The sequence below is a fragment of the Burkholderia sp. USMB20 genome (genome assembly GCF_000949135.2).
Classification (GTDB): Bacteria; Pseudomonadota; Gammaproteobacteria; order Burkholderiales; family Burkholderiaceae; genus Burkholderia.
Genome location: NZ_JTAN02000003.1, coordinates 653,252 through 679,867, shown reverse-complemented (window position 1 = coordinate 679,867; position 26,616 = coordinate 653,252). Strand labels below are relative to the sequence as shown.

Sequence of the window (26,616 nt, the reverse complement as noted above, 5' to 3'; positions counted from 1 at the left end):
CTAAATACGCACATGATTCTGTTACCTTGACGCACCGGCCCGAGCGCTTCGCGATGGCCATCACCCATCTTTCACACTATGACATTACAGATTGGGGTTCCTCTGGAGACAGCCACCGGCGAACGGCGCGTTGCGACCGTTCCCGAGGTGGTCGAGAAACTGATCAAGCTGGGGTTTTCGGTGGCCGTCCAAAGCGGCGCCGGTGCCGGCGCGAACTTTGACGACGACACGTATCGCGCGGCCGGCGCGAGCATCGCCGCCACGGCGGCCGAGCTCTGGTCCGGCAGCGACATCGTGTTCAAGGTGCGCCCGCCGAGCGCGGACGAAGTCGCGCTGATGCGCGAAGGCGGCACGCTAATCGGCTTCGTGTGGCCCGCGCAGAATCCCGAGCTGATGCAGCAGCTGGCCGCGAAGCGCGCCACCGTGCTGGCGATCGACTCGCTGCCGCGCACGCTGTCGCGCGCGCAGAAGATGGACGCGCTCACGTCGATGGCCGGCATCAGCGGCTATCGCGCGGTGATCGAGGCCGCGCATGCGTTCGGCCGCTTCCTGAACGGCCAGGTCACGGCGGCCGGCAAGATCCCGCCGGCGAAGGTGTTCATCGCCGGCGCCGGTGTGGCCGGTCTGGCCGCGATCGGCACGGCCGCGAGCCTCGGTGCGATCGTGCGCGCGAACGACACGCGTGCGGAAGTGGCCGATCAGGTCAAGTCGCTGGGCGGCGAGTTCGTCAAGGTCGACTACGAAGAGGAAGGCTCGGGCGGCGGCGGCTATGCGAAGGTGATGAGCGAGGGCTTCCAGCAGGCGCAGCGCGCGATGTATGCGCAGCAGGCCAGGGACGCCGACATCATCATCACGACCGCGCTGATCCCCGGCAAGCCGGCGCCGAAGCTCATCACCGCCGAGATGGTGCAGTCGATGAAGCCCGGCAGCGTGATCGTCGACATGGCCGCCGAACAGGGCGGCAACTGCGAACTCACGGTGCCCGGCGAAGCCGTGGTGCGCCACGGCGTGACCATCGTCGGCTATACCGATCTCGCGTCGCGCCTGTCGCGGCAGTCGTCGACGCTCTATGCGACCAACCTGCTGCGCGTGATCGAGGAGCTGTGCAAGGCCAAGGACGGCACGATCAACGTCGACTTCGACGACGACGCGATCCGCGGCCTCACCGTCATCAAGGAAGGCAACGTCACGTGGCCGCCGCCGCCGATCAAGCAGGCGGCCGTCGCGCCCAAGCCTGCAGCGGCCGCACCCGCGGCAGTCGCGGCGCCGGCGAAGTCGAAAGGTCATGGCCACAGCGGCGAGCCGATGTCAGCCAAGGCGCTCGCGATCGTGTTCGCGATCGGCGCGCTGGCGTTCCTGCTGGTCGGCCAGTTCGCGCCGGCGAGCTTCCTGTCGCACTTCACGGTGTTCGTGCTCGCGTGCTTCGTCGGCTACATGGTGATCTGGAACGTCACGCCGTCGCTGCACACGCCGCTGATGAGCGTGACCAACGCGATCTCGTCGATCATCGCGATCGGCGCGCTCGTGCAGGTCGCACCGCCCCTCGGTGAGCTGGCCAACGCCGGCGATCGTCCGTCCGGGCTGATCCTCGGTCTCGCGGTCGGCGCGCTCACGCTCACGGCCGTCAACATGTTCGGCGGCTTCGCGGTCACGCGCCGCATGCTGGCGATGTTCCGCAAATAAGGGGACGACAATAATGACTTCCAACCTGACCACCGTCTCCTATATCGGCGCCGCGATCCTGTTCATCCTGAGCCTCGGCGGCCTCGCGAACCCCGAAACCGCGCGCCGCGGCAACCTGCTCGGCATGATCGGCATGCTGATCGCCGTGCTGGCCACCGTGGCCGGGCCGCGCGTGTCGGCCGCGGGCATTCCGTACGTGATCGCCGCGCTCGTCGTCGGCGGCGCGGTCGGCCTGTACGCGGCGAAGAAGGTGCAGATGACGCAGATGCCGGAACTGGTCGCGCTGATGCACAGCCTGGTCGGTCTCGCGGCCTGCCTCGTCGGCTTCGCGAGCTACATCGACACGTCGCTGCAGTTCACCGGCGCCGAGAAGGCGATCCACGAAGTGGAAATTTATGTCGGCATCCTGATCGGTGCCGTCACCTTCGCGGGCTCGATCATCGCGTTCGGCAAGCTGTCGGGCAAGATCGGCGGCAAGCCGCTGCTGCTGCCGGCACGGCACTGGCTGAACCTGGCCGCGCTGCTGATCGTGATCGACTACGGCCGCGCGTTCCTGCATGCGGAAACGATCCAGGACGGCATGCTGCCGCTCGTCGTGATGACCGTGATCTCGCTGCTGTTCGGCGTGCACATGGTGATGGCGATCGGCGGCGCGGACATGCCGGTCGTGGTGTCGATGCTCAACAGCTACTCGGGGTGGGCGGCAGCCGCCACCGGCTTCATGCTCGGCAACGACCTGCTGATCGTGATCGGCGCGCTGGTCGGCTCGTCGGGTGCGATCCTGTCGTACATCATGTGCCGCGCGATGAACCGCAACTTCATCAGCGTGATCGCGGGCGGCTTCGGCAGCGGCGCGGGCGCACCGGCGGCAGCCGGCGGCGGCGCCGCGCAGCCGGCCGGCGAAGCGGTCGCGGTGAGCGCAGTGGAGACGGCCGAGCTGCTGCGCGAAGCGAAGCGCGTGATCATCGTGCCCGGCTACGGGATGGCCGTGGCGCAGGCCCAGCACACGGTGTTCGAGCTGACGAAGCTGCTGCGCGAGAAGGGCGTCGACGTGCGTTTCGCGATCCACCCGGTCGCGGGCCGCATGCCGGGCCACATGAACGTGCTGCTGGCCGAAGCGAAGGTGCCGTACGACATCGTGCTGGAGATGGACGAGATCAACGGCGACTTCCCCGAAGCCGACGTGTCGATGGTGATCGGCGCGAACGACATCGTGAACCCGGCCGCGCAGGACGACCCGTCGAGCCCGATCGCCGGCATGCCGGTGCTGGAAGTGTGGAAGGCGAAGACGTCGATCGTGATGAAGCGCAGCATGGCGTCCGGCTATGCGGGCGTCGACAATCCGCTGTTCTACAAGGACAACAACCGCATGTTGTTCGGCGATGCGAAGTCGATGCTCAATGAAATCTTCGGCGCACTGAAAGCCTGAGTACGGCCACGCGCGCGGAGCGGCAGCAAGCCGCTCCAGCGCCGCGTGGCTTCGATACGCCGTCGCGGACGCCGAACCGGACGACGCGCAGCCTCCCCCGCCTGCCCTTTTCCCGTTGCGCCGGTTTGGTCAGCGCTTGTGAACGACGGAGTCGAGCACGAAACTGGTCGTCATGTTTTGCACGCCGTCCAGCGCGCTGATCGTTGCCCAGATGTCGCTGATGCGCTCGTGCGTGGCCGCCTCGATCTGCACCAGCAAATCGACCTCGCCGCTGAGGACCGCGCAATCGCGCACCTCGGCGATCCGCTCGAGCGCGGCGAGCACGTCCGCGCCGCGCATCCGGTCCCGGCGATACACGAGCATCACGGCGCGCACCGGCACGACATCGTCGGGCAATGCGAGCCGCACCGTATAGCCTGCGATGATGTTCAGCGCTTCGAGCCGGTCGATCCGGTTGCGGACCGCCTGCCTGGACAGACCGATCCGGTCGGCCAATACCGCGAGCGGTATCCGCGCATCGGCACACAATGCGTCGATGATCTTCTGGTCCAGGCCGTCGATCTTCATTGGCTGAACCCGGTGTGCGCGGCGCCGCGCGCATCGACCGCGTTGCGCAATGCCGCGATGTGGCCGGGGCCGATGCCGCAACACCCGCCGACGATCCGCGCGCCCAGGCCAAGCCACTGCTCCGCCCATCTTGCATAGCCGGGCGGATCGACGTCGCCGCGCAGGCCGTCGAGTTCCTCGTTCGCGCGCGCATCGGCGCGCTGAGGCGGAAACGCGTTCGCATAGGCGCCGATCGCGAGCGACGTTCCGGTGTTCGCGAGCGTGCGCTGCACCGTCTCGATCGCCGCACCCATCACCTCCGGCTGGCTGCAGTTGAACAGCAGCGCGGTCGCGCGCGCGGACACGGCGGCGTCGATCGCTTCGTCGAGCGTCTGTCCCGATCGCAGTACCGGCGTGGCGCCTGCGTCGACGTCGTCACGCAGCGTGAACGAGACCCAGAGCGGCTTCGGATTCGCACCGAGCGCACGCCGGACCGCGCCGATCTCGTCGGTCAGGCTCTGCGTCTCGGCCAGCCACAGGTCGACGTAGGGATCGAGCCCGTCGACGAGCGTCGCCAGGATCGCATCCGCGCGCGCCGCGTCGAACAGGTCGGGTCGGTAGGAACCGCCGGTCGGCGGAAGCGATCCCGCGACGCGCACGGGCCGCGCTGCGCGGTCCGCCGCTTGCCGCGCGAGTTGCCCGGCAAGTGCCGCGAGCGCGACACCGTCGCGACGGAACCGCGCTTCGCCGATATGGAACGGCACGACCGCATAGCTGTTCGCGGTGATCACGTCGGCGCCTGCCGCGATGAACGCGTCGTGCGCAAGGCTGACGTAATGCGGCGCTTCCATCAGCGCGAGTGCCGACCATTCCGGCTGCCTGAACGGCGCCCCCATCCGCGCCAGTTCGCGCCCCATGCCGCCGTCGAGTACTGTGATGTCTTGCATAGTCCGTGCTCCGTCGTTGCAATCCGCGCAGCTCGTGCCCGCATCGATTCAAAGGTCGGTGCGACGCGCGTGGGGCGTCGACCGAGCGTGCGCGCGGGTCCGTGTCAGATCTGCTCCAATGCTTGCGCGATATCGCTTTTCAGGTCGTCGATGTGCTCGATGCCGACCGAATAGCGGATGAAATTGAGCGGAATGTCGGCAGCGCGCATCTGCTCCGCCGACATCGTGCCCGCCCACATCGATGCCGTATGGATCGCGAGCGAATCGACGCCGCCGAGATTGCCTGCATTCAGCGGCAGGCGCAGCGCCTCGACGAAGCGCTGCGCTTCGCCGTAGCTTCCCCGCACGCCGAACGCGACCACGCCGCCGAAACCGCGCATCTGCCGGCACGCGAGCCCATGCTGCGGATGGCTGCGCAGGCCCGGATAGAACACACGCTCGATCTTCGCGTGCGCCTCGAGGAATTCGGCGAGCGCCTGAGCGTTCGCATTGATCCGCTCGACGCGCATCGGCAGCGTGCGCAGCCCGCGCAGCAGCAGCCACGCGTCCATCGGCGACAGCACCGACCCGAGCGTGATGTGCGTATGCCAGATCTGCTCGGCGAGCACGCGGCTCGTGCAGATCACGCCGCCCGTCAGGTCGTGATGGCCGCCCAGATACTTGGTCGCGCTGTGCACGACGATGTCGACACCGAGCCGGTGCGGCTGCTGGTTGATCGGCGACGCGAACGTGTTGTCCGCGAGCGTGAGGATGCCGCGGGCTCTGGCGATCTCGGTCACCGCGGCGATGTCGGTCACGAGCAGCAGCGGGTTGACCGGCGACTCGAGCACGATCAGCCGTGTGTTCGGCCGGATCGCGCGATCGAACGCGACCACGTCGGTCTGGTCGACGAACGTCACCTCGACGCCGAACCGGCGCAGCATGTCGTCGAGCAGCTTCGTGGTGCTCATGTAATGACGCGTCTGGCCGACGACGTGATCGCCGGCCTTCACGACACTGAGGATCGCGGTCGCGATCGCGCCCATGCCGGATGCCGTGACGAGCGCGGTCTCGGTGCCCTCGAGCTCCGCCATGACCGCCTTCACGCGCTCGTGAACCGGATTGCCGTAGCGCGTGTAGTTGCGCGGATGCTGCGGCACGCTCGACATCTCCGCGAATTCCTCGCTGCCGGCTGCCTTGAACACCGCCGAATAGTGGATCGCCGGCGCGACCGACTTCTCGTCGGTCACGTCGCGGTCCGCGGCGAGCGCCAGCGTTTCAAGCTTGTATCCCATGTCGTCCTCGGATCGTTCGTTGTGTCGCGTTCATGCGGCGCCCGTCAGACACGCACGCTGCCCAGATGGCGATTCAGCAGACCTTCGACACGTTTGAGCACGGTCGAAAGTACCGCAGTGATACCGACGTACACGATGCCGGCCAGCATCAGCGCGTCGGTCGTATAGGTTTCGATGGAGATGCGTCGCGCGACACCGGTGAGGTCGAGCACGGTAATCGTGCTGGCAAGCGCGGTCGATTTCAGCTGCAGCACGATCTCGTTGCCGAGCGTCGGCGCGACGATGCCGATCGCGCGCGGCACGATCACGAACCAGGTGAGCATGAAGCGGCTCATCCCGAACGCGAGCGCGGCCTCCTTCTCGCCGGTGGGAACGCCTGCGATCCCGCCGCGGATGTCTTCGGCCATGTAGGCCGCGAGATTGAGCGTCAGCGCGCACAACGCACACGAGAACGATCCGCCGACCAGCAGCCACAGAGGCGATGCACGCACGAGCGAGAACTGCGCGAGCCCGTAATACAGCACGAAAATCTGCACCAGCAGCGGCGTGCCGCGAAACACCGACATGAACAGCCGGCTCGGCGTCGACAGCCAGCGGCACGCCGACGTGCGCGCGACCGCCAGCGGCACCGCGAGCGCGAACGCCAGGGTGCACGACAGCACCAGCAGCTCGAGCGTGATCCAGATGCCGCGCGCGACGTCCGGGCCGGACTGCGCGATGAGGGAAACAAAGTCGTTCATCAGATGGCCCTCCTCAGGTGCGTGCTGCGTAACCGCGGCCCGCGCTGCGCTCGAGCCACGCGAACACGGGGTTTGATGCGGCGAGAAAGCCGAAATAGACGACTCCGACCGCCACGTAGAAGACGAATGGCTGCTTGGTGAACTGCGCGGCGATGTTGGCCTTGCGCAACATGTCCTCGAGCCCGACGATCGACACCAGCGAGGTGTCCTTCAGCAGGTTCTGCCACATGTTGTTCAGGCTCGGCAGGCAGATGCGCCACGCCTGCGGCAGCCGCACGTACCACAGCGTCTGCAGGCGTGTCATCCCGTACGCGCGCGCGGCCTCGATCTGGCCGGCCGGCACCGCGCTGAACGCGCCGCGGAACATCTCCGACGAGTACGCGCCGAACACCACGGCGAGCGCGATCACGCCGGCGGAGAACGGGCTGATGACAACGGCGCCATCGAATTGCGCGTTGAGAAAATGCGACAGCCCGAAGTAGCAGATCAACAGGATCAGGAACTCGGGAATGCCGCGCAGGAAATTGGTCAGCGCATAGGTCGCATGCCTGAGCCACCCGAGGCTCGACAGTTTTGCCGACGCACCGGCGATGCCGAGCAGCATGCCGACGCACAGCGCGGCGACCGCCAGCTCCAGCGTGACGAGCGCACCAGCCGCGATCTGCGCGCCGTAGTTCACCAGGATATCCATCGTAATGTCGCTCCGTGTAAGGCCGGGACCGCGCGGGCCGCCGTCCGGCGCCCGCGCGGGACCGCTGCGCGGTTATTGCGGCGCGATGCTGAACGGGAAATAGCGCTTGTTGGCCGCGGCGAACGTACCGTCCGCCTGCACCTGCGCGATGCCCTTGTCGAACAGCGCCTTCAGCGGCGCGTCGCCCTTGCGCACCGCGATCGCCGTACCGTCGCCGAAGATCTCCGCATCGGCGATCGGCTTGCCGACGAAGCCGAAGCCTGCCTTCCTGCCGGCCTTCGTCAGCCAGTCGTACGCGACCGTGTTGTCGGCGAATACCGCATCGACGCGCCCGGCCTCGAGATCGAGCCAGGCCTCGTCGAGCGTCTGATAGACCTTCACGTCGATCCCCGACTTGCTCGCCGGCAGGCGGCGGCGCAGATAGGATTCGTGCGTCGAGGCCGTCTGAACGCCGATCGTCTTGCCGCGCAGCGTGGCGGCGTTTTCCGTGATGCCGGAGCCCTGCTTCGCGACGAGCTGCACGGGCGCCGTCGTGACGATGCGCGTGAAGTCCACCGACTGCTCGCGCTCCGGCGTCTTCGACATTTGCGCGAGCACCGCATCGATCTGCTTCGCCTTGAGTGCCGGAATCAGCGCGTCGAAATCCATCGTCACCCACTGGCACTTGACCTTCATCGTGTCGCACATCTTCTTGCCGATGTCGATCTCCATGCCCTGCAGCTTGCCGGAGGCATCCTTGTATTCGAACGGCGCGTAGTCGGCGAGGGTGCCGACCCGCACGACCTGCTCGGCCTGCGCGACCGATCCGAGCAATGCCGCGCCCACGCACAGCGACTGAAGCAGCTTTTTCATGGTTTCCTCTCCGGTTGGCATTGAATCCGCATCAAATGATGCTGGACAGAAACTTCTGGAACCGCGGCGATTTCTGGCTCGCGAACACTTCGTCAGGACTGCCGTCTTCCTCGATTCGTCCCTGGTGGACGAACACGACGCGGTTCGCGACCTCGCGCGCGAACCCCATCTCGTGCGTGACGACGAGCATCGTGCGTCCCTCGTCGGCCAGCGAGCGCATCACTTTCAACACTTCGCCGACGAGTTCCGGATCGAGCGCCGACGTCGGCTCGTCGAACAGCATCACGTCGGGGTCGGTCGCGAGCGCACGCGCAATCGCGACGCGCTGCTGCTGGCCGCCCGACAGCTGGTTCGGATAGTGTTCGCACTTGCCGGCGAGCCCGACCCGTTCGAGCATCGCGATCGCCTTGTCGCGGGCGTCGCGCTTCGGCACGCCGAGCACGCGCACCGGCACGAACATCACGTTCTGCAGCACGGTCATGTGCGCCCACAGATTGAACTGCTGGAACACCATCGCGAGCCTGCGGCGCACGCGCATCACCTGCCGCGCGTCGGCCGCAACGAGCGCGCCGTCGCGGCCCGCCTGTTTCAGCGCGAGCGTTTCGCCGTTCACGCAGATCCGGCCTCGGTCGGGCATTTCCAGCAGGTTGATGCACCTGAGGAAGGTACTTTTCCCCGACCCGCTGCTGCCGAGGATCGACACGACCTCGTGATTCTTCGCGGTCAACGAGATGCCCTTCAGCACCTCGACACCGCCGAACGACTTGTGAATATCCTCGACCACCAGCGCGTCCGCCGCCGGTTTGCATGCAGGAATTGCTGCTGGCATCCTCGACTCCTTCCTCGATACGTTGCTCACAACGCTCCGGTTCGCGCCGCGCCGGCCCGCGAGGGGCCCGCGCTTGCGCATCAGCTAGACAGCCGCCGGTTGCGCCTGAAGCAGACCACCTTCGGCTGCGTCATGTCCGTCATCGCGAACCGAACGCCTTCGCGGCCTAGCGACCCATGCTTGAATCCGCCGAACGGCATGCCGTCGAAGCGGTAATCGGACGAATCGTTGATCATCACGCCGCCCGCCTGCAGGCGCTCGGCCGCGCCGAGCGCCACCTCCAGGCGGTTGGTGAACACGCCTGCATGCAGGCAGCTCTCCGACGCGTTGGCCGCGTCGAGCGCCTGCTGCAGGTCGGTGAATTTCTCGATCGTCACGACCGGCGCGAATACCTCGTCGGTCCAGACACGCGCGTCGTGCGGCACATCCGCGAGCACCGTCGGTTCATACAGCGCCCCGCGTCGCCGATGGCCGGTCAGCACCGTCGCACCGCGCGACACGGCTTCGGCGACCCACTGCTCGATGCGGATCGCCTGCTCCTCGCCGATCATCGGCCCCATGTCGGTCGCATCGTCCAGCGGATCGCCGACGACCATCCTGCCGGTCAGTTCGACGAAATACCGCACGAACGGCTCGTACGCGGCCTCGGCGACGAAGATCCGCTGCGTGCCGATGCAGTTCTGCCCCGCCGCCCAGAACGCGCCCGACACGCACGATTCGGCGGCATCCTTCAGGTCGCAGTCGGCCATGACGATCACCGGCGCATTGCCGCCAAGGTCCATCGCGATCTTCTTGAGTCCCGCATCGCGCGTGATGGCCTCGCCGGTCTGCGGGCCACCGGTAAAGGTCACCATCCGGATCCGCCGGTCGCGCACCAGCGCGGACGCGAGATCCGCGCCGCCGTGCACGATCTGCAGCGCGGCGCGCGGCGCACCGGCTTCCCACAGGACCTCGACGAGCGCCTGTGCGGACAGCGGCGCGAGCAACGAGGGCTTCAGGATGACCGCATTGCCGGTCGCGAGCGCCGGCCCGAGCTTGTGTGCGACGAGGTTCAGCGGGTCGTTGAAGGGCGTGATCGCGAGAATCACGCCCAGCGGCTCCAGCGTGTAGTAGCCGCTGCGATCCTCCGAGCCGGGATACCCGTCGAACGGGATCGTCTCGCCGTTGAGTCGTTTCGCTTCCTCGCCCGACAGGCGCAGCGTGTTTACGCAGCGCGCGACTTCCTTGCGGGCCTGCCGCAGCGGCTTGCCCGCCTCCAGCGCGATCGTGCGTGCGAATGTCTCCGCTTGTGCCTCCACGCTCGAGGCTGCGCGAAACAGGAGGTCGGCCCGCTGGCTGCGCGACATGGTTGCGGCCGCGCGCGCGCCGTCGAGCGCGCGCTCGACGAGGAGCGGCGCCGCATCGGCTCGCGACAGACGAACCTGGCCGACGGTCGAGCCGTCATACGGCGATCGCACATCGGCCACGCCGGCTCCCGTGCAGTCGCTCATCACCGCATCGCGCGCGCTCATGCCGCCACCTCGTGCGAGGCCGCGCCAATCCGGTCCGCCAGTTCGATCAGGTCGGAGAGGATCGCGAACGCCGTTTCCTCGCGCCCGGCACCCGGCCCGCTGATCGTCACGCCACCGAGCACGTCGGTGTCGAACGTGATCGCGTTCGTCACGCCGCTCGCGGCCAGCAGCGGATGGCCGGCCGGCAGCTTGCGCGGCTCGACGCTCGCGGTAACGGTGCCGTCCGGATGGCGGATGGCAGAGCCGATCAACCGCCAGGACATGCGCTCCGCCGCCGCCGCGCGCACGTCTTGCTCGGTCAATTCCACGATGCCGCGGCACGTCACGTCGGCGCGCTCGAGGCCGGCATTCCACAGTGCGTTCGCCAGAATGACGACCTTCAGCTGTACGTCCGAACCGTTGACGTCGGCCGCCGGGTTCGCCTCCGCATAGCCGCGCTGCTGCGCATCGCGGATCGCCGCATCGAAGCTCGCGCCGGCCTCGACCTCGCCGAGCACGTAGTTCGACGTGCCGTTCAGGATGCCGGCGAAGCCGCGGATGTCGCAGCCGCGCAGCGAGGTCGCGAGCTGCCGCAGCACCGGCGTGCCGCTCATCACCGTGCCCTCGTACATCACACACGCACCCGATTGCGCGGCAATCCGCGCCAGTGCCGGCTGCGCGAGCGCGATCGGCCCCTTGTTGGTCGTGATCACGTGCTTGCCGCATTCGAGCGCGGTACGGCAATGCGACAGCGCGGGCTCACCGGTGGTCGGATCGGTGAAGGTCGCCTCGATGACGACGTCCACGTGTTCCGACGCGATGGCCTTCAGCACCGCACCGAGGCCGACGTCCGGCGACACCAGCGTGCCGGGATCGCGACGCAGCGCTTCGGCATCGACGCCCCGCCGGGCGGTTTCGTCGAGCACGTCCAGCGCGATACCGCGAGGATTCGTCGCGATCCCGAGCCGCAGGTCGGCGACCATCGTCACCGATACGTCGAGTCCCGCCGCACCCAGCATCGCGCGCTTCTTCTTGAGCAGTTCGACCAGTCCCTGATTGACTCCGCCGAAACCGACCAGTGCCAGTTTGAGTTCCATCTCGATCATCTCCTGTTCATTGACCACACGACACAGGTTAGTTATGCGAATCGATTTTCAAATTATGCGTTTCGCCCGATTCAAGCCGTCACTCATTGCGATTCGTCATGCGGGACGGACGGATCGCCCGTCCCGCGCGAAACCAGTCCGTCAGGCGGCCGGCGGTTCGTCGTCGCCGTCCTTGTCGACCGGCACGAACAGCCCGACCTTGACCGCACTCAGCACGACATTCGTGTTGATCCGGCGGATCATCGGATTGCTCTGCATGATCCGCGCGGACAGCCGGTCGTACGCCTCGACGTCGCGTGCGGTGATGATCGCGATCAGGTCGGCGGAGCCGGTCACGTAGTAGATCTGCTGGATCTCGTCGTGCGCCTTCGACCACTCGCGGAACCTGGCGACCGTCTCGTAGTTTTCGCGTTCGATCTCGATTGCGGCGATGAACGTCATCGGCCGGCCGACCGCCGCACGATCGACCACCGCGATTTCCGCCGAAATGATCTTTTCGGTGCGCATGCGCTTCAGCCGCTTTTGCACGGCCGACGTGGACAGGCCGATCCGTTCGGCAATGGCGTCCGCGGTCGCGCTGCAATCGCGCTGGACGATATTCAGGATCTTGCGGTCGAAGGAGTCGAGTGCGTCGGTCATCGCGTGGTCTGCCGGAGAACGGGGGCTTGCGTCAAAGATAGAAAGGGCGGGCCGACCTGAGCCCGACCAGATGCCGGACACGGTCGAACGCGGTGACGAGCGTTTCGCGCCACTGCGCCACCGGCCCGCTGATACGTACGGGCGCGAAATGGATCGTATCCACACCCGCGGGAATTCGGAACGGACGCTCGATGCCATCGTCCGATTCGGTCACGAGTGCGGTGCCGTCGACTTCGGTCAGGCTCATCAGCAGATGGGCGGGTGCTGTCGCACCCAGCAGGTCGCGCAGAGGCGACTCGTTCGCGGACAACTGTTCGAGCAGCGGCAACTCGTACGCGCCGGGCCACCAGGTGTCGTGCTCGTCGAGCCACGGGCCGACGCCCGGCATGCCGACCATCTCGAGGATCCGGTTCGCACCGAGATGCGCATACGCGCGACACCGGCCGGCTCCGTCGGTCGACGAGCGCGCCAGCCAGCCGCCGGCGCTCGGGACAGGGTCCGTCAACGCGACGTTCGCAGGCTTCAGTCGGCCGAGCGTTTCAGCCGTGCCTGCGGCGGATCGGTGCCCTTCGCAGGACCTCGGTGCGTGATCCGGGACGATCCTGCACACCCACTTGGGACCGCCCTGCAAGGCGGCGGGGACGTCGCCGGCCCGGACTTGAGCGGTTCGCCTGCGGGCGTGTTCGACGATGACGATTGGCGTGTCCGGCATACGACTCTCTTGTGCTTGCTGGGCCGCGTCGCAGCGATGCTGGCGCGCTTCATGGATCGGCCGACGGTGTTGGGGCTGGAGAAATCATATCGCCTCGATGCGACTGAAAAAATCTCAACCGCGCCGAACCTCGACGTAAAACGTCGAAAAACACTGCTTGCCGGACGTTTCGCATCCAATCGAGCGCCGGCCGGTCCGCCGGCCGTCGCGAACGCCGAACCCGCAAGTCAATGCGATGCACCGAACAGTTGAATCACGACGCCGCGCAGCCAGCGGTTGCCGGCCTCATGGTGATATCGCGCATGCCAATGCTGTCGTACCGCAAACCCGTCGACCGGGATCGGACACGCATGAACCGCCAGATCGCTCGCCTGGGCCAGTGTCTGGCCGATATGACGCGGTAGCGTCGTGATCAGGTCGGTCGTCTGGACGATCGCCCCCAAGCCCAGGAAACCCGGCAACTCCAGCACGACGTCCCGCTCGATGCGCGCCTGCCGCAGCGCCTGTTCGAGGAGTTGCGCCCCGGTTCCCGCGGTAATGGCGACATGTCCTTCGGAACGATACTGCTTCGCCCCGAGGCGGCCGCGAATCCGCGGATGATGCCGGTTGGCCAGGCATACCCAGTCCTGGTCGTACAGCTTCTGCTGATAAATGCCGCCACCCAGCCACGGCACATAGCCGATCGCGAGATCGGCTTCGCCGGATTCGAGCGCGCGTTCCGTATTGCCGTCGATCCGCGCGGCTTCCAGCCGGACGCCGGGCGCCTGTGCCCGGACATGGGCCAGCAGCCTCGGAAGCAGCGTGATGTGGCTCGCGTCGGTCATGCAGATGCGAAAGCGTCGCTGGGCCGTCGCCGGATCGAACGCGATCTCCCATGCGGTGAAGCGCCGCAGGGATTCGAGAATTTCCCGGCATGGCCCGATCAGCGCGTCGGCCTGCGGGGTCGGCGCCATGCCGCCGGGCGTCCGGATGAAGAGCGGATCGTGCAGGTGTTCCCTCAAGTGCCCGAGCCAGATGCTGACCGTCGGCTGGCTCTGGCCCAGTTGCTCGGCGACGCGCGTGACGCTGCGCACGTCGTACAGGAGATCGAAAAGCTGAAGCAGCTTCAGGTCGGGCAGGTCGGCAGGCATCGTGGCGTTATTGTCCAGGGCAATGACGACATTGTATCCATTGCATTGTCGGCATGAGCGGCGACTCCTATCGTGATGCCATACGTCAGCTTTGCATGGGACCAGAGTAAGGCGCCAAAGCGCCAACTCTGGTCGACAAAGGAGAAGCCATTGAAAATAGCAATTCTGGGCGCCGGCGCACTCGGCTGCGCGATCGGCGCCACCCTCACCCAAGGCGGCCACGAGACCTGGCTGATCGACCGCTCGCCGGCACACGTCGATGCGATGCGCCGTGACGGCCTGCGCGTCGACGACGCGGCCGGCACCCGCCACGTGCGCGTCCACGCGACGACCCAGGCTGCCGAAGTCGGCGTGGCCGACCTGGTGGTGGTGCTGGTCAAGTCGTTCCACACCGACGCGGCCATCCGCGGCGCCCAATCGCTGGTGGGGCCGGATACCACCGTGCTGTCGCTGCAGAACGGCCTCGGACACGAGGACATCCTGATCGACGTCGTCGGCCGCGAGCGCGTCCTCGCGGGCAAGACTTACGTCGGTGGCGTGCTGCGCGGCGCGGGCCATATCGAATCCGGCGTGATCGGCAAATACACCTATATCGGCGAACTCGACGGCCGCATCACGCCGCGCGTGCAGGCGATCGCCGCCGCGTTCGATGCCGCCGGCCTCGCCACGACGATCAGCGACAACATCGTCGGCACGATGTGGGACAAGCTGCTGGTGAACGTCGCGACGGGTGCGCTGACCGGCCTGACCGGCCTCACCTACGGGCAGCTTTACGATGAACCGCTGCTGAAGGCGACGTCGCTCGCGGCCGTGGCCGAGGCGATCGCGGCGGCGCAGGCGGCCGGCGTCAAGCTGTCGATGACCGATCCCGAGCAGGCCTGGACGCTCGCCGCCGAGGGGCTGCCGGCGTCCTTCAAGACGTCGATGCTGCAAAGCCTGGAGAAGGGCTCGATCACCGAAATCGACTTCATCAACGGTTCGGTCGTGCGCTGGGGGCAACGCTACGGCGTGCCGACCCCGGTCAATGCAACGCTCGTCGCCTGCATCAAGGGGCTGGAACGCGCGATGGCCGACCGCCAACGGCAGGAGGCCGCCGCATGAATGCCACGAAAGCCTATCTCGAACACGTCGCGATCTGGGTCAAGGACATCCGCTGGCACATCCGCTTCTTCGAGGACGTGCTCGGCATGACCCTGCGCGAAGTGGACGGCACGCTCGACGCGCCGCGGCAGTACTGGACGCTCGGCGGCCTGCAGTTCATCCACGCGCCGGAACACGATGGCCCGGAAGGCCGGCTCGCGCATCTCGGCGTGATGTGCGAAGACCTGGAGGCCGCGCTGGCCGCGGCGCAACGCTTCGGCGTGACGGAGATGCCGCAAGGGCGCAACTGGCTTCGCCTGCCCGACGGGCTCGCCGTCGAGCTGATCCAGGCCAGGCCGGCTTCCTGCGTTGCGCAGGCGCTGGCGATCAACCCGCGCGCGGAGGCATGACCATGACGATCGTCGAAAAATACTGGGACGACGCCCGCGAGGGCGACACGTGCACGAGCCCGAGCTACACCGTGACCAAGGAGCGCATTCTCGCGTACGCCGACCTCACCGGCGACCATACGCCCGTCCACGTGGACGAGGAATACGCGAACGCGAGCCATTTCGGGTGCCTCGTCGCGCACGGGCTGTTCGGCCTGTCCATCGCCGACGGCCTGAAGACGCAGAGCGACTATCGCTTTCTGCCGGGCATGTCGCTCGGCTGGAGCTGGGATTTCCTGCTGCCGATCAAGGTCGGCGACGTGCTGCACGTGACGTTCCGCGTCGGCTCGATGCGGGCGAGCAAGAGTCGCCCGGACTGGGGCATCGTCGTGCTGCCGTCGGAGCTGATCAATCAGGACGGTCAGGTCGTTCAACGCGGCGAGCATCGCCTGATGGTGCCGCGCCGCCCGGAGGCACTGTGATGCAGGCTCGCCCACTCGAAGGCATTCGCGTCGTCGACTACAGCCACTTCCTTGCCGGTCCGTATGTCGGGCGCTGTCTCGCGGCGCTCGGCGCCGAAGTCATCAAGGTCGAGCGCCCCGGCTCGGGGGACGCCGGACGCCAGCACGCGACCGTGCTCGACGACCAGCAAAGCGGCTACTTCCTGCAGCTCAACATGGGCAAGCGCGGCGTGAGCGTCAACATGAAGGACGCGCGCGGCAAGGCGTTCATGCAGCGGCTGTGCGACTCGGCCGACGTGTTCATCGAGAACTATCGGCCGGGCGCGCTGGACAAGCTCGGGCTCGGCTATGCCGAACTGTCCGCGCGCAATCCGGGCCTCGTCTACTGTTCGATTTCGGCGTACGGGCACACCGGTCCGGACGCGCATCGCGCGGGCTTCGGGCTGATCGCGGAAGCCAAGAGCGGCATCATGCAGATGGTCGGCACGCCCGGCGAGCGGCCGCCGCTGCTGCGCATCTCGCTCGGCGACATGTATACCGGCATTCATGCGGTCGCGGCCATCAACGCCGCGCTGCTCGGGCGCGTGAAGAGCGGCCGCGGGCAGCACATCGACATGGCGCTGTACGACACGCTGGTATCGATGCACGAATACGCGGTGCAGTGCTACACGCTGCAGGGCGTGCTGCCCGAGCAGACCGGGCACGACATGCCGACCTCGACGCTCTACGGCGTATTCCGCGCCGCGGACGGCGATCTCGTGATCGCCGCGCAAGTCGACGACGCGTGGAAACGCTTCGCCGAGCTGATCGCGACGCACGGCGGCCCGGCGGAGTTCGGCGCCGACACGCGGTTTCACGACAGCACCGGGCGCAACGCGCACCGCGCGGAAATTCTGTCGGTGGTCGAGCCGTGGGTGGCCGCGCGTTCCGTCGCGTCGGTACTGGAACTGCTGGACGGCATCGACGTTCCGTGCGCGAAGGTGCAGCGCATCGACGAGGTATTGAACGATCCGCAGATCCAGGCGCGAGGCATGGTCGTCGAGCAACAGCATCCGCGCTACGGGACGCTGCGCCTGCCCAACCTGCCGTTCCGGTTTTCCGATTGCGATACGACGATACGCGACGTCGCGCCCGATCTCGGGCAGCACAACGCGGAAGTCGCGCGCGCCCTCGGGTTCGATCCGGCCGAAATCGACGCGATGCAGGCCGACGGCGTCCTCTATTCAAAAGCGAGCCAATGATGACCGACCAATACGCGGTGATCGGCAATCCGATCGGGCACACGAAATCCCCGTTGATTCACGGCCTCTTCGCGCAGCAGACGCGCCAGGACCTCAGCTACACGGCGATCGAGGGGCCCGTCGAGCCGGCAGGCGCTTTCGCTGCCACGGTTCGCGCGTTTTTCGACGGCGGCGGCAAGGGCATCAACGTCACTGCGCCGTTCAAGCTCGACGCGTTCGCGATGTCGGACGAACGCAGCGAGCGGGCGCAGCTCGCGGGCGCGGCCAACGCGCTCAAGTTCGACGGCGGCCGCATCCTGGCCGACAACTTCGACGGCATCGGGCTGGTTCGCGATATCGAGGCGAACCTCAGGCTGCCGATGGCCGGCAAGCGTGTCCTGGTGCTCGGTGCGGGCGGCGCGGCACGCGGCGCGCTGTTGCCGTTCCTCGAAGCCGGACCGGCTGAACTGGTCATCGCGAATCGCGACGTCGACAAGGCGCGCGCATTGGTCGCGCAGGTCGCCGGACGCGGTCCGCTCGTTGCCGGCGGCTACGCGGACCTCGCACGCATGGGGCGTTTCGACCTGGTCGTCAACGCGACGTCGGCGAGCCTGACCGGCGACCTGCCGCCGGTTCCGCCGAGCGTGTTCAGTCCGGCCGGCACGGCCTACGAACTTGCCTACGGCAAGCGTCTGACGCCGTTTCTCCGGCTCGCGAAAAACGCCGGCGTACACGGCATTGCGGACGGCGTCGGCATGCTGGTCGAGCAGGCGGCCGAAGCATTTGCATGGTGGCGCGGCGTACGCCCCGAGACCAGCTCGGTGATCGATCGGCTGGCCGTGCCCTTTGATTGAACACGCGATGGAGATTCGCATGAAGAAGATCCTGATGCTGCACGGCATCAATCACAACATGTTCGGCAAGCGCGACCCGGCACAGTACGGGACGATCACGCTCGCGCAGATCGATGCGCGGCTGCAAGGGCTGGCGAGCGAACTGGGTGTACAGGTGGAATCGTTCCAGACGAACAGCGAAGGCGCGATGTGCGAGCGCATTCATCGCGCTTTCGAGGAACGCCAGGATGCGGTGCTGATCAACGCCGGGGCATGGACGCATTACAGCTACGGCATTCGCGATGCCCTCGCCATCCTCACGTGCCCGATCGTCGAACTGCACATGTCCAACATTCATGCGCGCGAGCCGTTCCGGCATCACTCCGTGCTGGCCGAGATCGTCAGCGGGCAGATTTGCGGTTTCGGAGTCCAGAGCTATCTGCTGGCGCTGAGGGCCGCGGTCTCGGCGCTCGGCGACGCATAGGCCGATTCCCGCATCGGCCGCCGATGCGGGACCGACGCCCATGCGCAACCGTTCCCGGGTGCACGGCGTGGCGCGCCGCGCTGGTTCGCCGTGCGTGGGATCGACGGGGCCCGGTCAGGTCACACAACGGAGTCGCCACATCGGGCAGTGACGACTCGCATCACCCGCGTTGCCCGGCACACATATCAATATCTGGAGACGACGATGACCACGACCTTGCGAGACGAGCCTCGCGGCAGGCACCAATCGAGAAAAGCCGCCATCAGCGGCTGGATCGGCTCGGTGCTCGAATACTACGATTTCTTCATCTACGCCACGGCATCGGCGCTGATCTTCCCGCAGATATTCTTTCCGCACGGCAGCCCCACGACCGCCATCATCGCGTCGCTGGCCACTTACGGTGTCGGCTACGTGTCGCGCCCGATCGGCGCGTTCGTGCTGGGCCATCTCGGCGACACGCGCGGACGCAAAACCGTCCTGCTGTTCTGCATGTTCCTGATGGGCATCTCGACCGTCGGCGTCGGCCTGCTGCCGACCTATCAGCAAGCCGGGCTGATCGCGCCGGCCTTGCTGGTGACGCTTCGCCTGCTGCAAGGTTTCGCCGTGGCCGGCGAGATCACCGGCGCGAGCTCGATGATCCTGGAGCACGCGCCGTTCGGTCGGCGCGGATACTTCGTCAGCTTCACGCTGCAGGGCGTGCAGGCGGGCCAGGTGCTGGCCGCCGCCGTGTTCCTGCCGCTCGCCTACTACATGCCGTCCGCGCAATTCGACAGCTGGGGCTGGCGCATTCCGTTCCTGCTGAGTGCGCTGGTCATCGTCGCGGGTTTGATCATTCGCCGTAAGGTCGACGAATCGCCGGCCTTCGATGAAGCGGTACGCAACCAGGCGCAAGCCGGCTCGCCCGTCGCCGACGCTTTCCGGCATCACTTTCCCGACATGGTGCGCGTGGCCTGCATGTCGATGATGAACGTGATTCCGGTCGTCGCCACGATCTTCGGCGCAGCCTATGCGGTCCAGCCGGCGTATGGCATCGGCTTCCAGAAAGACATCTATCTCTGGATCACGGTGATGGGCAATATCGTTGCGATGATCGTGATTCCGTTCGTCGGCAACCTGTCCGACAAGGTCGGACGCCGGCCGCCGATCATCGTCGGCGCGCTGGCGGCCGGCCTGCTCGCGTTCGCCTACCTGTATGCGATCAGCATCCGCAACGTGCCGCTCGCGTTCGCGATGTCGATGCTCATGTGGGGGGTCGTGTACCAGGGCTACAACGCGGTATTTCCGTGCTTTTACCCGGAACTCTTCCCGACCCGCACGCGCGTCTCGGCGATGGCGATCGCGCAGAACCTCGGCACCGCGGCCACGGCGATGCTGCCCGCGCTGTTCACCGCAGTCGCGCCGCCCGGCGCACACCACGTGTGGCTGATCGTCGGCGGGATCGCGTTCGGCATCACCGTGATTGCGTCGCTCGCAGCCGCGAGCGCACGCGAGACCCATCGTGTCCATATGAACGACCTGGGGCAAGCGAACGCTCGACCGGTCGACAAGGCAGAATACGACCGGCTGCGCGTCGCCGCGATGGCGCGCCATCGCGTCGTGCACGAACACGTGCCGGGATCGCTGGGCAGCTAGCCGGCGCTCGACGGGGCGTCGTGTCCGGCGCCCCGTCCGCCGGGCAGTTCCGGCTTGCTGCTGCACCCTCGCCGGCAGAGCGCACTTGCTTTGCCGCTGTCTTCACCCGATGCCTGATACCGTGCCGAAAACCGTCATGCCGGACACCACGCGCCCTGCCCGCCTGAACTTCGCGCTCATGTTGCCGCTTCTGCTGGCGGCCCAGCCGGTGGCGACCGACAGTTACCTGCCGGCGCTGCCTGAAATCGCCGCAACGCTGGGGTCCGCCAGCGTCAGCCTGACGGTTTTCGCATTGATATTCGGTATCGGGCAATTGCCGATGGGCAGTCTTGCCGACCGGTACGGCCGCCGCCCCGTGTTGCTGAGCGGCCTTGCGCTCTATACGCTGGCAGCGCTCGCGGCTGCGCTCGCGTCGAGCGCGGCGATGCTGGTCGCCGCTCGCGCGATGCAGGGCTTTGCGATGGCCGCGATCCTGGTATGCGCGCGCGCGACGGTGCGCGACCGGTATTCGGCGGCCGACGGCCCGTACGTGATGGCGCGTGGTTTCATGGGAATGGGGATGATGGCGTTCCTCGCGCCGATTCTCGGTGCGTATGTCACGCAGCAGGCCGGATGGCGATGGGTGCTCGCGGGGATGAGCCTGTATGCGTTCGGGCTGCTCGTCATGTGCTGGTACGGCTTCGAGGAAAGCTTCACCCGAGTCGCTTCTGGCCGGGGCTCGATCCGGGGCTCGATCCGCGGCTCGATACGCGACGTGCGCGAGATATTCGGCAATGCCACGTTCAGGGTATGGGCGCTGCTGGCCGCCTCGACGTACACCGGCATGTTCTGCTTTCTGTTGCTCTCGCCCGCAATCTACATCCGGCATCTCGGCCTGTCGCCCCAGCGATATGGCTGGATACCGGCGAGCGGTACGTTCGTCTATGTGCTGAGTACGTATGGCTGCCGCCTGTTGCTGCGACGTCAGAGCATGCTGCGAACGGTGCGACAAGGCGCAACGTTGAGCCTCACCGGCGCGGTGATTCAGGCATTGGGGTGTGCGCTGCTTCCCGGAAGCATCTGGCCGCTGCTCCTCGGGCATGGCGTGTATTGCCTCGGCCACGGCATCCATCAGCCCTGCGGGCAGGCAGGCGCGGTCAGCAGCCTGCCTCATCTGGCCGGCCGCGCGGTATCGTGGTCCGGCTTCATCATGATGTTCTTCGCTTTCAGCGTGGGGCAGACGGCAGCGGTCTTCACCGATCCGCGCTATCAACTGGGCGCGTGGCCGATGGTGGTGCCGATGCTCGTCGTCGGCGTGACGCTGGTCACGATCGCGTTTGCGTGGCTGCCGACAATCATCCACACAGCTTCGGTCGGCAGGCAATCCGGCGTATCGGCGAGTTCGAGCCGCTGACCGGGCCGCACGCACGCCGACGCCTGACGACGGGGAGCCGTCCATGGGAGCGCACGAAGGATGCCGGTTATGGGAGCGGGATCGAAACCGGGTTTGAACGACCCGCGCTACGCGCGCCGCCGGTAAGTCCCCGGCGTACTCCCCGTCCAGTGGCGGAACGCGCGATGGAACGCGCTCGGATCGTCGAAACCGATATCGGCGCCGATCGCCGCGATCGTGTCGAGCGTGTCGGTGAGCCGCTGGATCGCGATGTCGCGCCGCAGTTCGTCCTTGAGCGCCTGGAACGTCGTGCCTTCCGAGGCCAGGTGGCGGCTCAGCGTGCGCACCGAGCAATGCAGATGCTCGGCTGCCTGCTCGATCACCGGCAGGTCGGGCAGCGCCGCCGACAGGTATTGCCGCACGCGATGGCACACGAGCTGTTCGCTGAACGATTCGAAGATCCAGTCGCCGGGCGCGCGCGCGAGGAACTTGCGCAGGTTGCGCTTGCTCTGCCGGATCGGCGCGTCGAGGTAGTCGGCGCTGAAGCGCATCAGCGTGCGTTCGCAGTCGAACTGCACGGAGCCGGTGAAGAAGTACAGGTGCTCGACCGCATGGCGCGGCCGCGGGCACGCGAACTCGATCTGCAGCAGCGGGATCTTCTGCCCGATCAGCCAGGAACACACGCCGTGCACGAGCTTGAGCATCAGCTCCTGGCCGAGCGCGCCGATCGGGCCGACGGCCGGGTTCGGCCGCAGCAGCACCTGCGCGACGAGGCCGTCGCGCTTCGATTCGACGAAGAAGTCGTCGAGCAGGATATGGAAGAACTGGCCGAAACGGTGCAGCGCCGTTTCGAGGTTGCGCGCATCGAGCAGGCTCAGGCACAGGTACTTCAGCGTGCCGCCGCGCAGCGGGCGCGAGAAGATGCCGGGCATCTCGTCGTCGAGGTCGATCGCGAGCGTGCGGTACAGCGTCGAGAACTGCTCTTCCGTCACGCGCGCGTGCGGCTCGCCGAGCAGCTCGAGCGGGATGCCGGCCCCGCGCAGGTAACGCTCGACCACGTCGCGCTGCGCGCCCGCGCTCGCCAGAAAGCCGTTGACGAGCGAAATCGGCACCGTCGCGCTCGGCGACGGCAGCGCCTGCCCGGGCCGGGCGGAAGGTGAGTCTGAACCGGTCATCGCGTCCCCGTCGATCGAACCGCTCGCATTGTACTTGAGCGGCCCGGGCCGGGCTTTCGGGGCTTTTGGGGCTTTTGGGGCTTTTGGGGCTTTCGGGGCTTTTGGGGCTTTCGGGGCTTTCGGGGCTTTCGGGGCTCTCTCGGCTCTCTCGGCTCTCTCGGCTTTCTCGGCTTTCTCGGCTTTCTCGGCTTTCGGCGCGCCGGCCCGCGCGCCGCCGGGCGCGCGACGCGTCGGCGCCATCAGTCGGCGCGGCTGAGTTCCCGGCGCAGGATCTTGCCGACCGTCGACTTCGGCAGCCGCTCGACCAGGCGGATCAGCTTCGGCACCTTGTACGCCGCGAGGTTCGCGCGGCAATGCGCGACGAGCTCCGCTTCGGTCACGGCCGCGTCCGGCGCGAGCACCACGAACAGCTTCACGGCCTCGCCGGTGCGCGCGTCCGGCACGCCGATGCACGCGCATTCGGCCACGCCCGGCAGCGCGGTGGCAACCGCTTCCACCTCGTTCGGGTACACGTTGAAGCCCGACACGATGATCATGTCCTTCTTGCGGTCGACGATCTTCAGGAAGCCGGCCGCGTCGAACACGCCGATGTCGCCGGTGCGGAAGTAGCCGTCCGCGGTGAACGCCGCCGCATTCGCTTCCGGCTTCTGCCAGTAACCGCCCATCACCTGCGGCCCCAGCACGCAGATCTCGCCCGCTTCGCCGATCGCGACCTCGCGATCCTGGTCGTCGAGCAGCTTCACGTCGGTCGACGGCAGCGGCAGGCCGGTCGTGCCGGTGAACGCGTCGATCGACTGCGGGTTGAAGGTGACCACCGGCGACGTTTCCGACAGCCCGTACCCTTCGCGGATGAAGTTGCCCGTCACGGCCTTCCAGCGCGCGGAGATCACGTCGATCACCGCCGCGCCGCCGCCGGCCGACAGCTTCAGCCGCGACCAGTCGACCTCCTTCAGCCGCGGATGGCCGGCGAGCCCCGCGTACAGCGTGTTGACGCCGACGAACACCGTCGGCCGCGCGGCCTTCAGCACGTCGATGAAGCCGTCCATGTCGCGCGGATTCGCGACGAGCCAGTTCTCCGCGCCGATCGCGAAGTAGGACAGGAAGTTCACCGTCAGCGCGAAGATGTGATACAGCGGGATCGCCGTGACGACGACCTCCTCGCCCGGCTGCCGTGCGCCCGACACGATCGCCGCGAACTGCTCGATGTTCGCGACCAGGTTGCGGTGCGACAGCGCGGCGCCCTTCGACAGCCCGGTCGTGCCGCCCGTGTATTGCAGCAGCAGCAGATCGGCGCCGCCGAGCGCGACCGGCTCGAATGCGAGCGCTTCGCCGGCGGCAAGTGCATCCGCGAGCGGGATCGAGCCCGGCGGCAACGCGTCGCACGCGCCGGGCGGCGCATCGACGACGCCGAGATCGCCGCGGCCCACGCCCAGCACGGTCCGGATGCGCGTCTTGCCGACCACGTCGGCGAACGTCCCCATCGAGCCGCCGCACACCACGGCCACTTCGACGCCCGCGTCGTTGAGCTGGTGCTCGAGTTCGTGCGCGGTATAGAACGGGTTCACGTTGACCTGGATCGCGCCGAGCCGCGCGAGCGCGACGGTCGCAACCGGAAACGCGAGCACGTTCGGCAGCATCACGGCCACGCGGTCGCCCTTGCGCACGCCGACGACCTGCTGCAGGTACGCGGCGAGCGCGGCCGACAGGCGGTCGACGTCGGCGTAGGTCAGCGTGCGGCCGAGCGCGCGGAACGCGGGACGCTCGGCGAAGCGGCGCATCGCGTCGTCCAGCAGCGCGGTTACGGAAGGAAAGCGATCGGGGTCGATCTCGGCGGGGATCGAGCCGTACGAGCCGATCCAGTGTCTCTTCGTCATTGTCCTGCTCCTCGGGGGACGGCACCGGGCAGCGCCGTTCGCACGGCGGCCCGCGCACCGGATGCGCATGGGCCGTCGCCTGAGCGGGAACTATCGCCCGCCAACCGTTCTTTGGAAATGATCCGGGCGGTCGAAAAGATGATCGAAACGGACACGCGGACGCGCGGCGAGCGACCAGCCGCGGCGTGCGCTCGCGCGACGGTTTGCCCTTGCCGGACCGTGCAAGCCCGTGCGCATCAGGGTGAACCCTATGGCGCGCCCGCGTGTTCCGGCGCAGAATCGCGAACCCGGAACGGTATCGAATCGGACGCAGAACCAGCCATGCCGCGCAGTGCGCTCTTGACCCCGACGGCCGCCGGCGCCGCCCCGCCGCCGGACGCGCCGCTCGCCCCCGCGTCGCGCGAGAAACGCTTCTCGCCGGCCAAGCTGGCCGTGCTCGTCGGCGTCGCGCAGGAACTCGGCCTCGACCCGGCCGCGGTGCTCGACGGCACCGGCCTGGCGCCGGACGCCGTCACCGACCCGTTCACGCTCACGTCGCCGCTGCAGTTCCTGACCGCCGCGCGCAACGCGATCGGCCGCTACGACGGCACCGATCTCGGCGTGCGCGTCGGCCGCCGGCTGCATGCGTCGAGCTACGGGATGTACGGCTACGCGATGCTGTGCTCGGAATCGCTCGCGCATGTGTTCGATTCCGCCGTCAAATATCACCAGCTGGCCAACGGGATGCTCGCGATCCGCTGGGTCGAACAGGGCGACACCGCGTCGTGGCTGTTCCCGGATCCGCACGAAGCCGCGCTGCCCGGGCCGGACCTGCCGCTGTACCGCTTCCTGATCGACATGCAGTTCGCGCTGCACGTGACGATCATCAAGGACGTGATGGGCGCGTGGTGCGTGCCGGCCCGCGCGCAGTTCGCGCAGCCGGAGCCGGCGCACGCGGCGCAGCTCGCCGATGCGCTCGAATGCCCGATCGCGTTCGACCAGCCGCACCATGCGTTGAGCTACCCGGCCGCGTGGCTCGCGCGCGCGCCGCAGCTCGCGAACCCGATCACCGCCGCGCAGGTGTCGTCGCACTGCGCGCGCCTGCTCGACGAGTTGCGCAGCCAGGCCGGCGTCACGCGGCGCGTCTACCAGGAACTCACGCGCACGCCCGGGCAGTTTCCGGACATCGACGCGATCGCCGATACGCTGTGCATGACGTCGCGTACGCTGCGCCGCAAGCTCGACGCCGAAGGCTCGTCGTACAGCGAACTGCTGACGAGCGTGCGCAAGGCGCTCGCGATCGATTACCTGAGCACCACCACGCTCAGCACCGAGGACATCGCGCTGACGCTCGGCTTCAGCGACGCGGTGGGGTTCCGCCACGCGTTCAAGCGCTGGACCGGCACGACGCCGAGCGAGGTGCGGCGCAAGCGTGGCGGGTGACGGCGGGCACCGCGGGTGGCGTGGACCAGGATCAGTGAAGTCGTCACCGGGGCAGCGCAAACCGGCCGTGTTCTTTTTTCAGCCGAAAGAAGGCGCGCTTTCGCCAGCCGCCGTGCCGATCTTGCGCGTTGAACAGGGAGAATCATGAAACCGTTTCATAGCCGTTGCCTGGCACTTCTCGGTGGCGTCAAGTCTGTTGCCTGGCTGCTCGTCTGCGCATCCGCGCATGCGCAGACTTCCGGGCCGTTCGAACTGAAGTGGACCCATCCAGGCGAGAAGCTCGTCTACCAGTCGCGCGGCTGTGCCGATGAATGCTGGGAGGCTGCGGTGGTGAACAAGCGTACCGGCGTCTTGCTTGCACGCCTGCGCTGCGACGGCACCGACTTGCCGTTGACCCTGCGCGGCTACCGGCCCGCCGCGACGCCATCCCAAGTGGATCTCGGCGATTGCAGCCCCGATTCGTGGCCGCCAGACGGCGTGAACAAGTTTGAGGCCATATCGGCGGAATTCGAGCGATTGCTCAGGATGCCTTGACGCTGGCGACTCGCACGGCAGCGCTCGGCACCGAGCGCTTTCAGCGTGACATCCTGATGCCGAAATCGCGAC

The 26,616-nt window shown here is 67.3% G+C and carries 27 protein-coding genes; 13 read left to right on the top strand and 14 right to left on the bottom strand.

Going from position 1 to position 26,616, the window contains the following annotated elements; all coding sequences use genetic code 11:
* Nucleotides 1–78: 78 nt before the first annotated feature.
* Together PL79_RS07180 and pntB are read left to right on the top strand one after the other, a co-directional pair.
* Nucleotides 79–1,683 carry a Re/Si-specific NAD(P)(+) transhydrogenase subunit alpha gene (locus tag PL79_RS07180; protein ID WP_044848462.1) on the top strand — a complete coding sequence of 535 codons (1,605 nt, stop codon included), beginning with the start codon at nucleotides 79–81 and terminating at the stop codon, nucleotides 1,681–1,683.
* Between the two features lie 13 nt (nucleotides 1,684–1,696).
* Nucleotides 1,697–3,112 carry a Re/Si-specific NAD(P)(+) transhydrogenase subunit beta gene (pntB, locus tag PL79_RS07175; RefSeq protein WP_044848461.1) on the top strand — a complete coding sequence of 472 codons (1,416 nt, stop codon included), beginning with the start codon at nucleotides 1,697–1,699 and terminating at the stop codon, nucleotides 3,110–3,112.
* A gap of 129 nt (nucleotides 3,113–3,241) precedes the next feature.
* Here the strand turns inward: pntB and PL79_RS07170 are convergent, their stop codons facing one another.
* From PL79_RS07170 to PL79_RS07120, 11 genes are all read right to left on the bottom strand, one after another.
* Complete coding sequence (locus PL79_RS07170; RefSeq protein WP_044848460.1) at nucleotides 3,242–3,679, bottom strand: Lrp/AsnC family transcriptional regulator; 438 nt, start codon at nucleotides 3,677–3,679, stop codon at nucleotides 3,242–3,244.
* Nucleotides 3,676–4,605, bottom strand: a complete 930-nt coding sequence (locus PL79_RS07165) for a homocysteine S-methyltransferase family protein (protein WP_044848459.1) — start codon at nucleotides 4,603–4,605, stop codon at nucleotides 3,676–3,678. The genes PL79_RS07170 and PL79_RS07165 overlap by 4 nt, the downstream gene beginning before the upstream one ends.
* 104 nt (nucleotides 4,606–4,709) lie before the next feature.
* Nucleotides 4,710–5,879 (bottom strand): trans-sulfuration enzyme family protein, encoded by a 1,170-nt coding sequence (locus PL79_RS07160; RefSeq protein WP_044848458.1) that lies wholly within the window; start codon nucleotides 5,877–5,879, stop codon nucleotides 4,710–4,712.
* A 44-nt stretch (nucleotides 5,880–5,923) separates the two neighbouring features.
* Nucleotides 5,924–6,619, bottom strand: coding sequence for an ABC transporter permease (locus PL79_RS07155; protein ID WP_082088735.1), 696 nt, complete (start codon nucleotides 6,617–6,619; stop codon nucleotides 5,924–5,926).
* A 13-nt stretch (nucleotides 6,620–6,632) separates the two neighbouring features.
* Entirely contained in the window at nucleotides 6,633–7,310 is a 678-nt protein-coding gene (locus PL79_RS07150; protein ID WP_044848456.1) for an ABC transporter permease, read from the bottom strand.
* A gap of 72 nt (nucleotides 7,311–7,382) precedes the next feature.
* A complete protein-coding gene (locus PL79_RS07145) occupies nucleotides 7,383–8,162 on the bottom strand; it encodes a transporter substrate-binding domain-containing protein (protein ID WP_044848455.1) in 780 nt (259 codons plus the stop codon).
* A 31-nt stretch (nucleotides 8,163–8,193) separates the two neighbouring features.
* Nucleotides 8,194–8,991: an ABC transporter ATP-binding protein gene (locus PL79_RS07140; RefSeq protein WP_044848454.1), complete on the bottom strand. Its 798-nt coding sequence runs from the start codon at nucleotides 8,989–8,991 to the stop codon at nucleotides 8,194–8,196.
* Nucleotides 8,992–9,071: 80 nt separating this feature from the next.
* The gene (locus PL79_RS07135) at nucleotides 9,072–10,502 is read right to left on the bottom strand and encodes an aldehyde dehydrogenase family protein (protein ID WP_044848453.1); all 1,431 of its coding nucleotides are present in this window, start codon (nucleotides 10,500–10,502) and stop codon (nucleotides 9,072–9,074) included.
* Nucleotides 10,499–11,578, bottom strand: coding sequence for a homoserine dehydrogenase (locus tag PL79_RS07130; protein WP_044848492.1), 1,080 nt, complete (start codon nucleotides 11,576–11,578; stop codon nucleotides 10,499–10,501). Before PL79_RS07130 ends, PL79_RS07135 begins: the two co-directional genes overlap by 4 nt.
* A gap of 150 nt (nucleotides 11,579–11,728) precedes the next feature.
* Nucleotides 11,729–12,307 (bottom strand): Lrp/AsnC family transcriptional regulator, encoded by a 579-nt coding sequence (locus tag PL79_RS07125; RefSeq protein ID WP_235879217.1) that lies wholly within the window; start codon nucleotides 12,305–12,307, stop codon nucleotides 11,729–11,731.
* Nucleotides 12,258–12,731 carry a hypothetical protein gene (locus PL79_RS07120; RefSeq protein ID WP_235879216.1) on the bottom strand — a complete coding sequence of 158 codons (474 nt, stop codon included), beginning with the start codon at nucleotides 12,729–12,731 and terminating at the stop codon, nucleotides 12,258–12,260. The genes PL79_RS07125 and PL79_RS07120 overlap by 50 nt, the downstream gene beginning before the upstream one ends.
* Before the next feature lie 81 nt (nucleotides 12,732–12,812).
* On the opposite strand from PL79_RS07120, the gene PL79_RS36540 reads away from it, so the two are divergent.
* Nucleotides 12,813–13,190: a hypothetical protein gene (locus PL79_RS36540; RefSeq protein WP_235879215.1), complete on the top strand. Its 378-nt coding sequence runs from the start codon at nucleotides 12,813–12,815 to the stop codon at nucleotides 13,188–13,190.
* Here the strand turns inward: PL79_RS36540 and PL79_RS07110 are convergent.
* On the bottom strand, nucleotides 13,166–14,086 hold the full coding sequence (locus tag PL79_RS07110; RefSeq protein WP_044848491.1) for a LysR family transcriptional regulator: 921 nt from the start codon (nucleotides 14,084–14,086) through the stop codon (nucleotides 13,166–13,168). The two genes, PL79_RS36540 and PL79_RS07110, sit on opposite strands and share 25 nt — an antisense overlap.
* A 132-nt stretch (nucleotides 14,087–14,218) precedes the next feature.
* Here PL79_RS07110 and PL79_RS07105 point away from each other — a divergent pair, with 132 nt between their 5' ends.
* The 8 genes from PL79_RS07105 (at nucleotide 14,219) to PL79_RS07070 (ending at nucleotide 21,560) form a co-directional block, all read left to right on the top strand.
* Nucleotides 14,219–15,169 carry a ketopantoate reductase family protein gene (locus PL79_RS07105; RefSeq protein WP_044848450.1) on the top strand — a complete coding sequence of 317 codons (951 nt, stop codon included), beginning with the start codon at nucleotides 14,219–14,221 and terminating at the stop codon, nucleotides 15,167–15,169.
* Nucleotides 15,166–15,558, top strand: a complete 393-nt coding sequence (locus PL79_RS07100; RefSeq protein ID WP_044848449.1) for a VOC family protein — start codon at nucleotides 15,166–15,168, stop codon at nucleotides 15,556–15,558. The genes PL79_RS07105 and PL79_RS07100 overlap by 4 nt, the downstream gene beginning before the upstream one ends.
* A gap of 2 nt (nucleotides 15,559–15,560) precedes the next feature.
* Nucleotides 15,561–16,019, top strand: a complete 459-nt coding sequence (locus tag PL79_RS07095) for a MaoC family dehydratase (protein ID WP_044848448.1) — start codon at nucleotides 15,561–15,563, stop codon at nucleotides 16,017–16,019.
* Nucleotides 16,019–17,239, top strand: coding sequence for a CaiB/BaiF CoA transferase family protein (locus PL79_RS07090; RefSeq protein ID WP_044848447.1), 1,221 nt, complete (start codon nucleotides 16,019–16,021; stop codon nucleotides 17,237–17,239). Before PL79_RS07095 ends, PL79_RS07090 begins: the two co-directional genes overlap by 1 nt.
* Complete coding sequence (aroE, locus tag PL79_RS07085; RefSeq protein WP_044848490.1) at nucleotides 17,239–18,072, top strand: shikimate dehydrogenase; 834 nt, start codon at nucleotides 17,239–17,241, stop codon at nucleotides 18,070–18,072. The genes PL79_RS07090 and aroE overlap by 1 nt, the downstream gene beginning before the upstream one ends.
* Nucleotides 18,073–18,091: 19 nt before the next feature.
* Entirely contained in the window at nucleotides 18,092–18,535 is a 444-nt protein-coding gene (gene aroQ, locus PL79_RS07080) for a type II 3-dehydroquinate dehydratase (protein ID WP_044848489.1), read from the top strand.
* A gap of 204 nt (nucleotides 18,536–18,739) precedes the next feature.
* Complete coding sequence (locus tag PL79_RS07075) at nucleotides 18,740–20,167, top strand: MFS transporter (RefSeq protein WP_044848446.1); 1,428 nt, start codon at nucleotides 18,740–18,742, stop codon at nucleotides 20,165–20,167.
* Between the two features lie 136 nt (nucleotides 20,168–20,303).
* Nucleotides 20,304–21,560: an MFS transporter gene (locus PL79_RS07070; protein ID WP_044848488.1), complete on the top strand. Its 1,257-nt coding sequence runs from the start codon at nucleotides 20,304–20,306 to the stop codon at nucleotides 21,558–21,560.
* Between the two features lie 107 nt (nucleotides 21,561–21,667).
* On the opposite strand, the gene PL79_RS07065 is transcribed toward PL79_RS07070, so the two are convergent.
* Both PL79_RS07065 and PL79_RS07060 read right to left on the bottom strand, forming a co-directional pair.
* The gene (locus tag PL79_RS07065; RefSeq protein WP_082088738.1) at nucleotides 21,668–22,729 is read right to left on the bottom strand and encodes an AraC family transcriptional regulator; all 1,062 of its coding nucleotides are present in this window, start codon (nucleotides 22,727–22,729) and stop codon (nucleotides 21,668–21,670) included.
* A gap of 224 nt (nucleotides 22,730–22,953) precedes the next feature.
* Nucleotides 22,954–24,588, bottom strand: coding sequence for an AMP-binding protein (locus tag PL79_RS07060; RefSeq protein WP_044848444.1), 1,635 nt, complete (start codon nucleotides 24,586–24,588; stop codon nucleotides 22,954–22,956).
* 321 nt (nucleotides 24,589–24,909) lie between these two features.
* On the opposite strand from PL79_RS07060, the gene PL79_RS07055 reads away from it, so the two are divergent.
* Both PL79_RS07055 and PL79_RS07050 read left to right on the top strand, forming a co-directional pair.
* Nucleotides 24,910–26,010, top strand: coding sequence for an AraC family transcriptional regulator (locus PL79_RS07055; protein ID WP_044848443.1), 1,101 nt, complete (start codon nucleotides 24,910–24,912; stop codon nucleotides 26,008–26,010).
* Nucleotides 26,011–26,154: 144 nt separating this feature from the next.
* Nucleotides 26,155–26,544: a hypothetical protein gene (locus PL79_RS07050; protein WP_052664835.1), complete on the top strand. Its 390-nt coding sequence runs from the start codon at nucleotides 26,155–26,157 to the stop codon at nucleotides 26,542–26,544.
* The last annotated feature ends 72 nt before the right edge of the window (nucleotides 26,545–26,616 follow it).

Excerpts from the sequence above, each read along its gene's own strand:
- PL79_RS07180 (WP_044848462.1), top strand. The coding sequence starts at position 79 with ATGACATTACAGATTGGGGTTCCTCTGGAGACAGCCACCGGCGAACGG.
- pntB (WP_044848461.1), top strand. The coding sequence starts at position 1,697 with ATGACTTCCAACCTGACCACCGTCTCCTATATCGGCGCCGCGATCCTG.
- PL79_RS07170 (WP_044848460.1), bottom strand. The coding sequence starts at position 3,679 with ATGAAGATCGACGGCCTGGACCAGAAGATCATCGACGCATTGTGTGCC.
- PL79_RS07165 (WP_044848459.1), bottom strand. The coding sequence starts at position 4,605 with ATGCAAGACATCACAGTACTCGACGGCGGCATGGGGCGCGAACTGGCG.
- PL79_RS07160 (WP_044848458.1), bottom strand. The coding sequence starts at position 5,879 with ATGGGATACAAGCTTGAAACGCTGGCGCTCGCCGCGGACCGCGACGTG.
- PL79_RS07155 (WP_082088735.1), bottom strand. The coding sequence starts at position 6,619 with ATGAACGACTTTGTTTCCCTCATCGCGCAGTCCGGCCCGGACGTCGCG.
- PL79_RS07150 (WP_044848456.1), bottom strand. The coding sequence starts at position 7,310 with ATGGATATCCTGGTGAACTACGGCGCGCAGATCGCGGCTGGTGCGCTC.
- PL79_RS07145 (WP_044848455.1), bottom strand. The coding sequence starts at position 8,162 with ATGAAAAAGCTGCTTCAGTCGCTGTGCGTGGGCGCGGCATTGCTCGGA.
- PL79_RS07140 (WP_044848454.1), bottom strand. The coding sequence starts at position 8,991 with ATGCCAGCAGCAATTCCTGCATGCAAACCGGCGGCGGACGCGCTGGTG.
- PL79_RS07135 (WP_044848453.1), bottom strand. The coding sequence starts at position 10,502 with ATGAGCGCGCGCGATGCGGTGATGAGCGACTGCACGGGAGCCGGCGTG.
- PL79_RS07130 (WP_044848492.1), bottom strand. The coding sequence starts at position 11,578 with ATGGAACTCAAACTGGCACTGGTCGGTTTCGGCGGAGTCAATCAGGGA.
- PL79_RS07100 (WP_044848449.1), top strand. The coding sequence starts at position 15,166 with ATGAATGCCACGAAAGCCTATCTCGAACACGTCGCGATCTGGGTCAAG.
- PL79_RS07095 (WP_044848448.1), top strand. The coding sequence starts at position 15,561 with ATGACGATCGTCGAAAAATACTGGGACGACGCCCGCGAGGGCGACACG.
- PL79_RS07090 (WP_044848447.1), top strand. The coding sequence starts at position 16,019 with ATGCAGGCTCGCCCACTCGAAGGCATTCGCGTCGTCGACTACAGCCAC.
- aroE (WP_044848490.1), top strand. The coding sequence starts at position 17,239 with ATGACCGACCAATACGCGGTGATCGGCAATCCGATCGGGCACACGAAA.
- aroQ (WP_044848489.1), top strand. The coding sequence starts at position 18,092 with ATGAAGAAGATCCTGATGCTGCACGGCATCAATCACAACATGTTCGGC.
- PL79_RS07075 (WP_044848446.1), top strand. The coding sequence starts at position 18,740 with ATGACCACGACCTTGCGAGACGAGCCTCGCGGCAGGCACCAATCGAGA.
- PL79_RS07070 (WP_044848488.1), top strand. The coding sequence starts at position 20,304 with ATGCCGGACACCACGCGCCCTGCCCGCCTGAACTTCGCGCTCATGTTG.
- PL79_RS07060 (WP_044848444.1), bottom strand. The coding sequence starts at position 24,588 with ATGACGAAGAGACACTGGATCGGCTCGTACGGCTCGATCCCCGCCGAG.
- PL79_RS07055 (WP_044848443.1), top strand. The coding sequence starts at position 24,910 with ATGCCGCGCAGTGCGCTCTTGACCCCGACGGCCGCCGGCGCCGCCCCG.
- PL79_RS07050 (WP_052664835.1), top strand. The coding sequence starts at position 26,155 with ATGAAACCGTTTCATAGCCGTTGCCTGGCACTTCTCGGTGGCGTCAAG.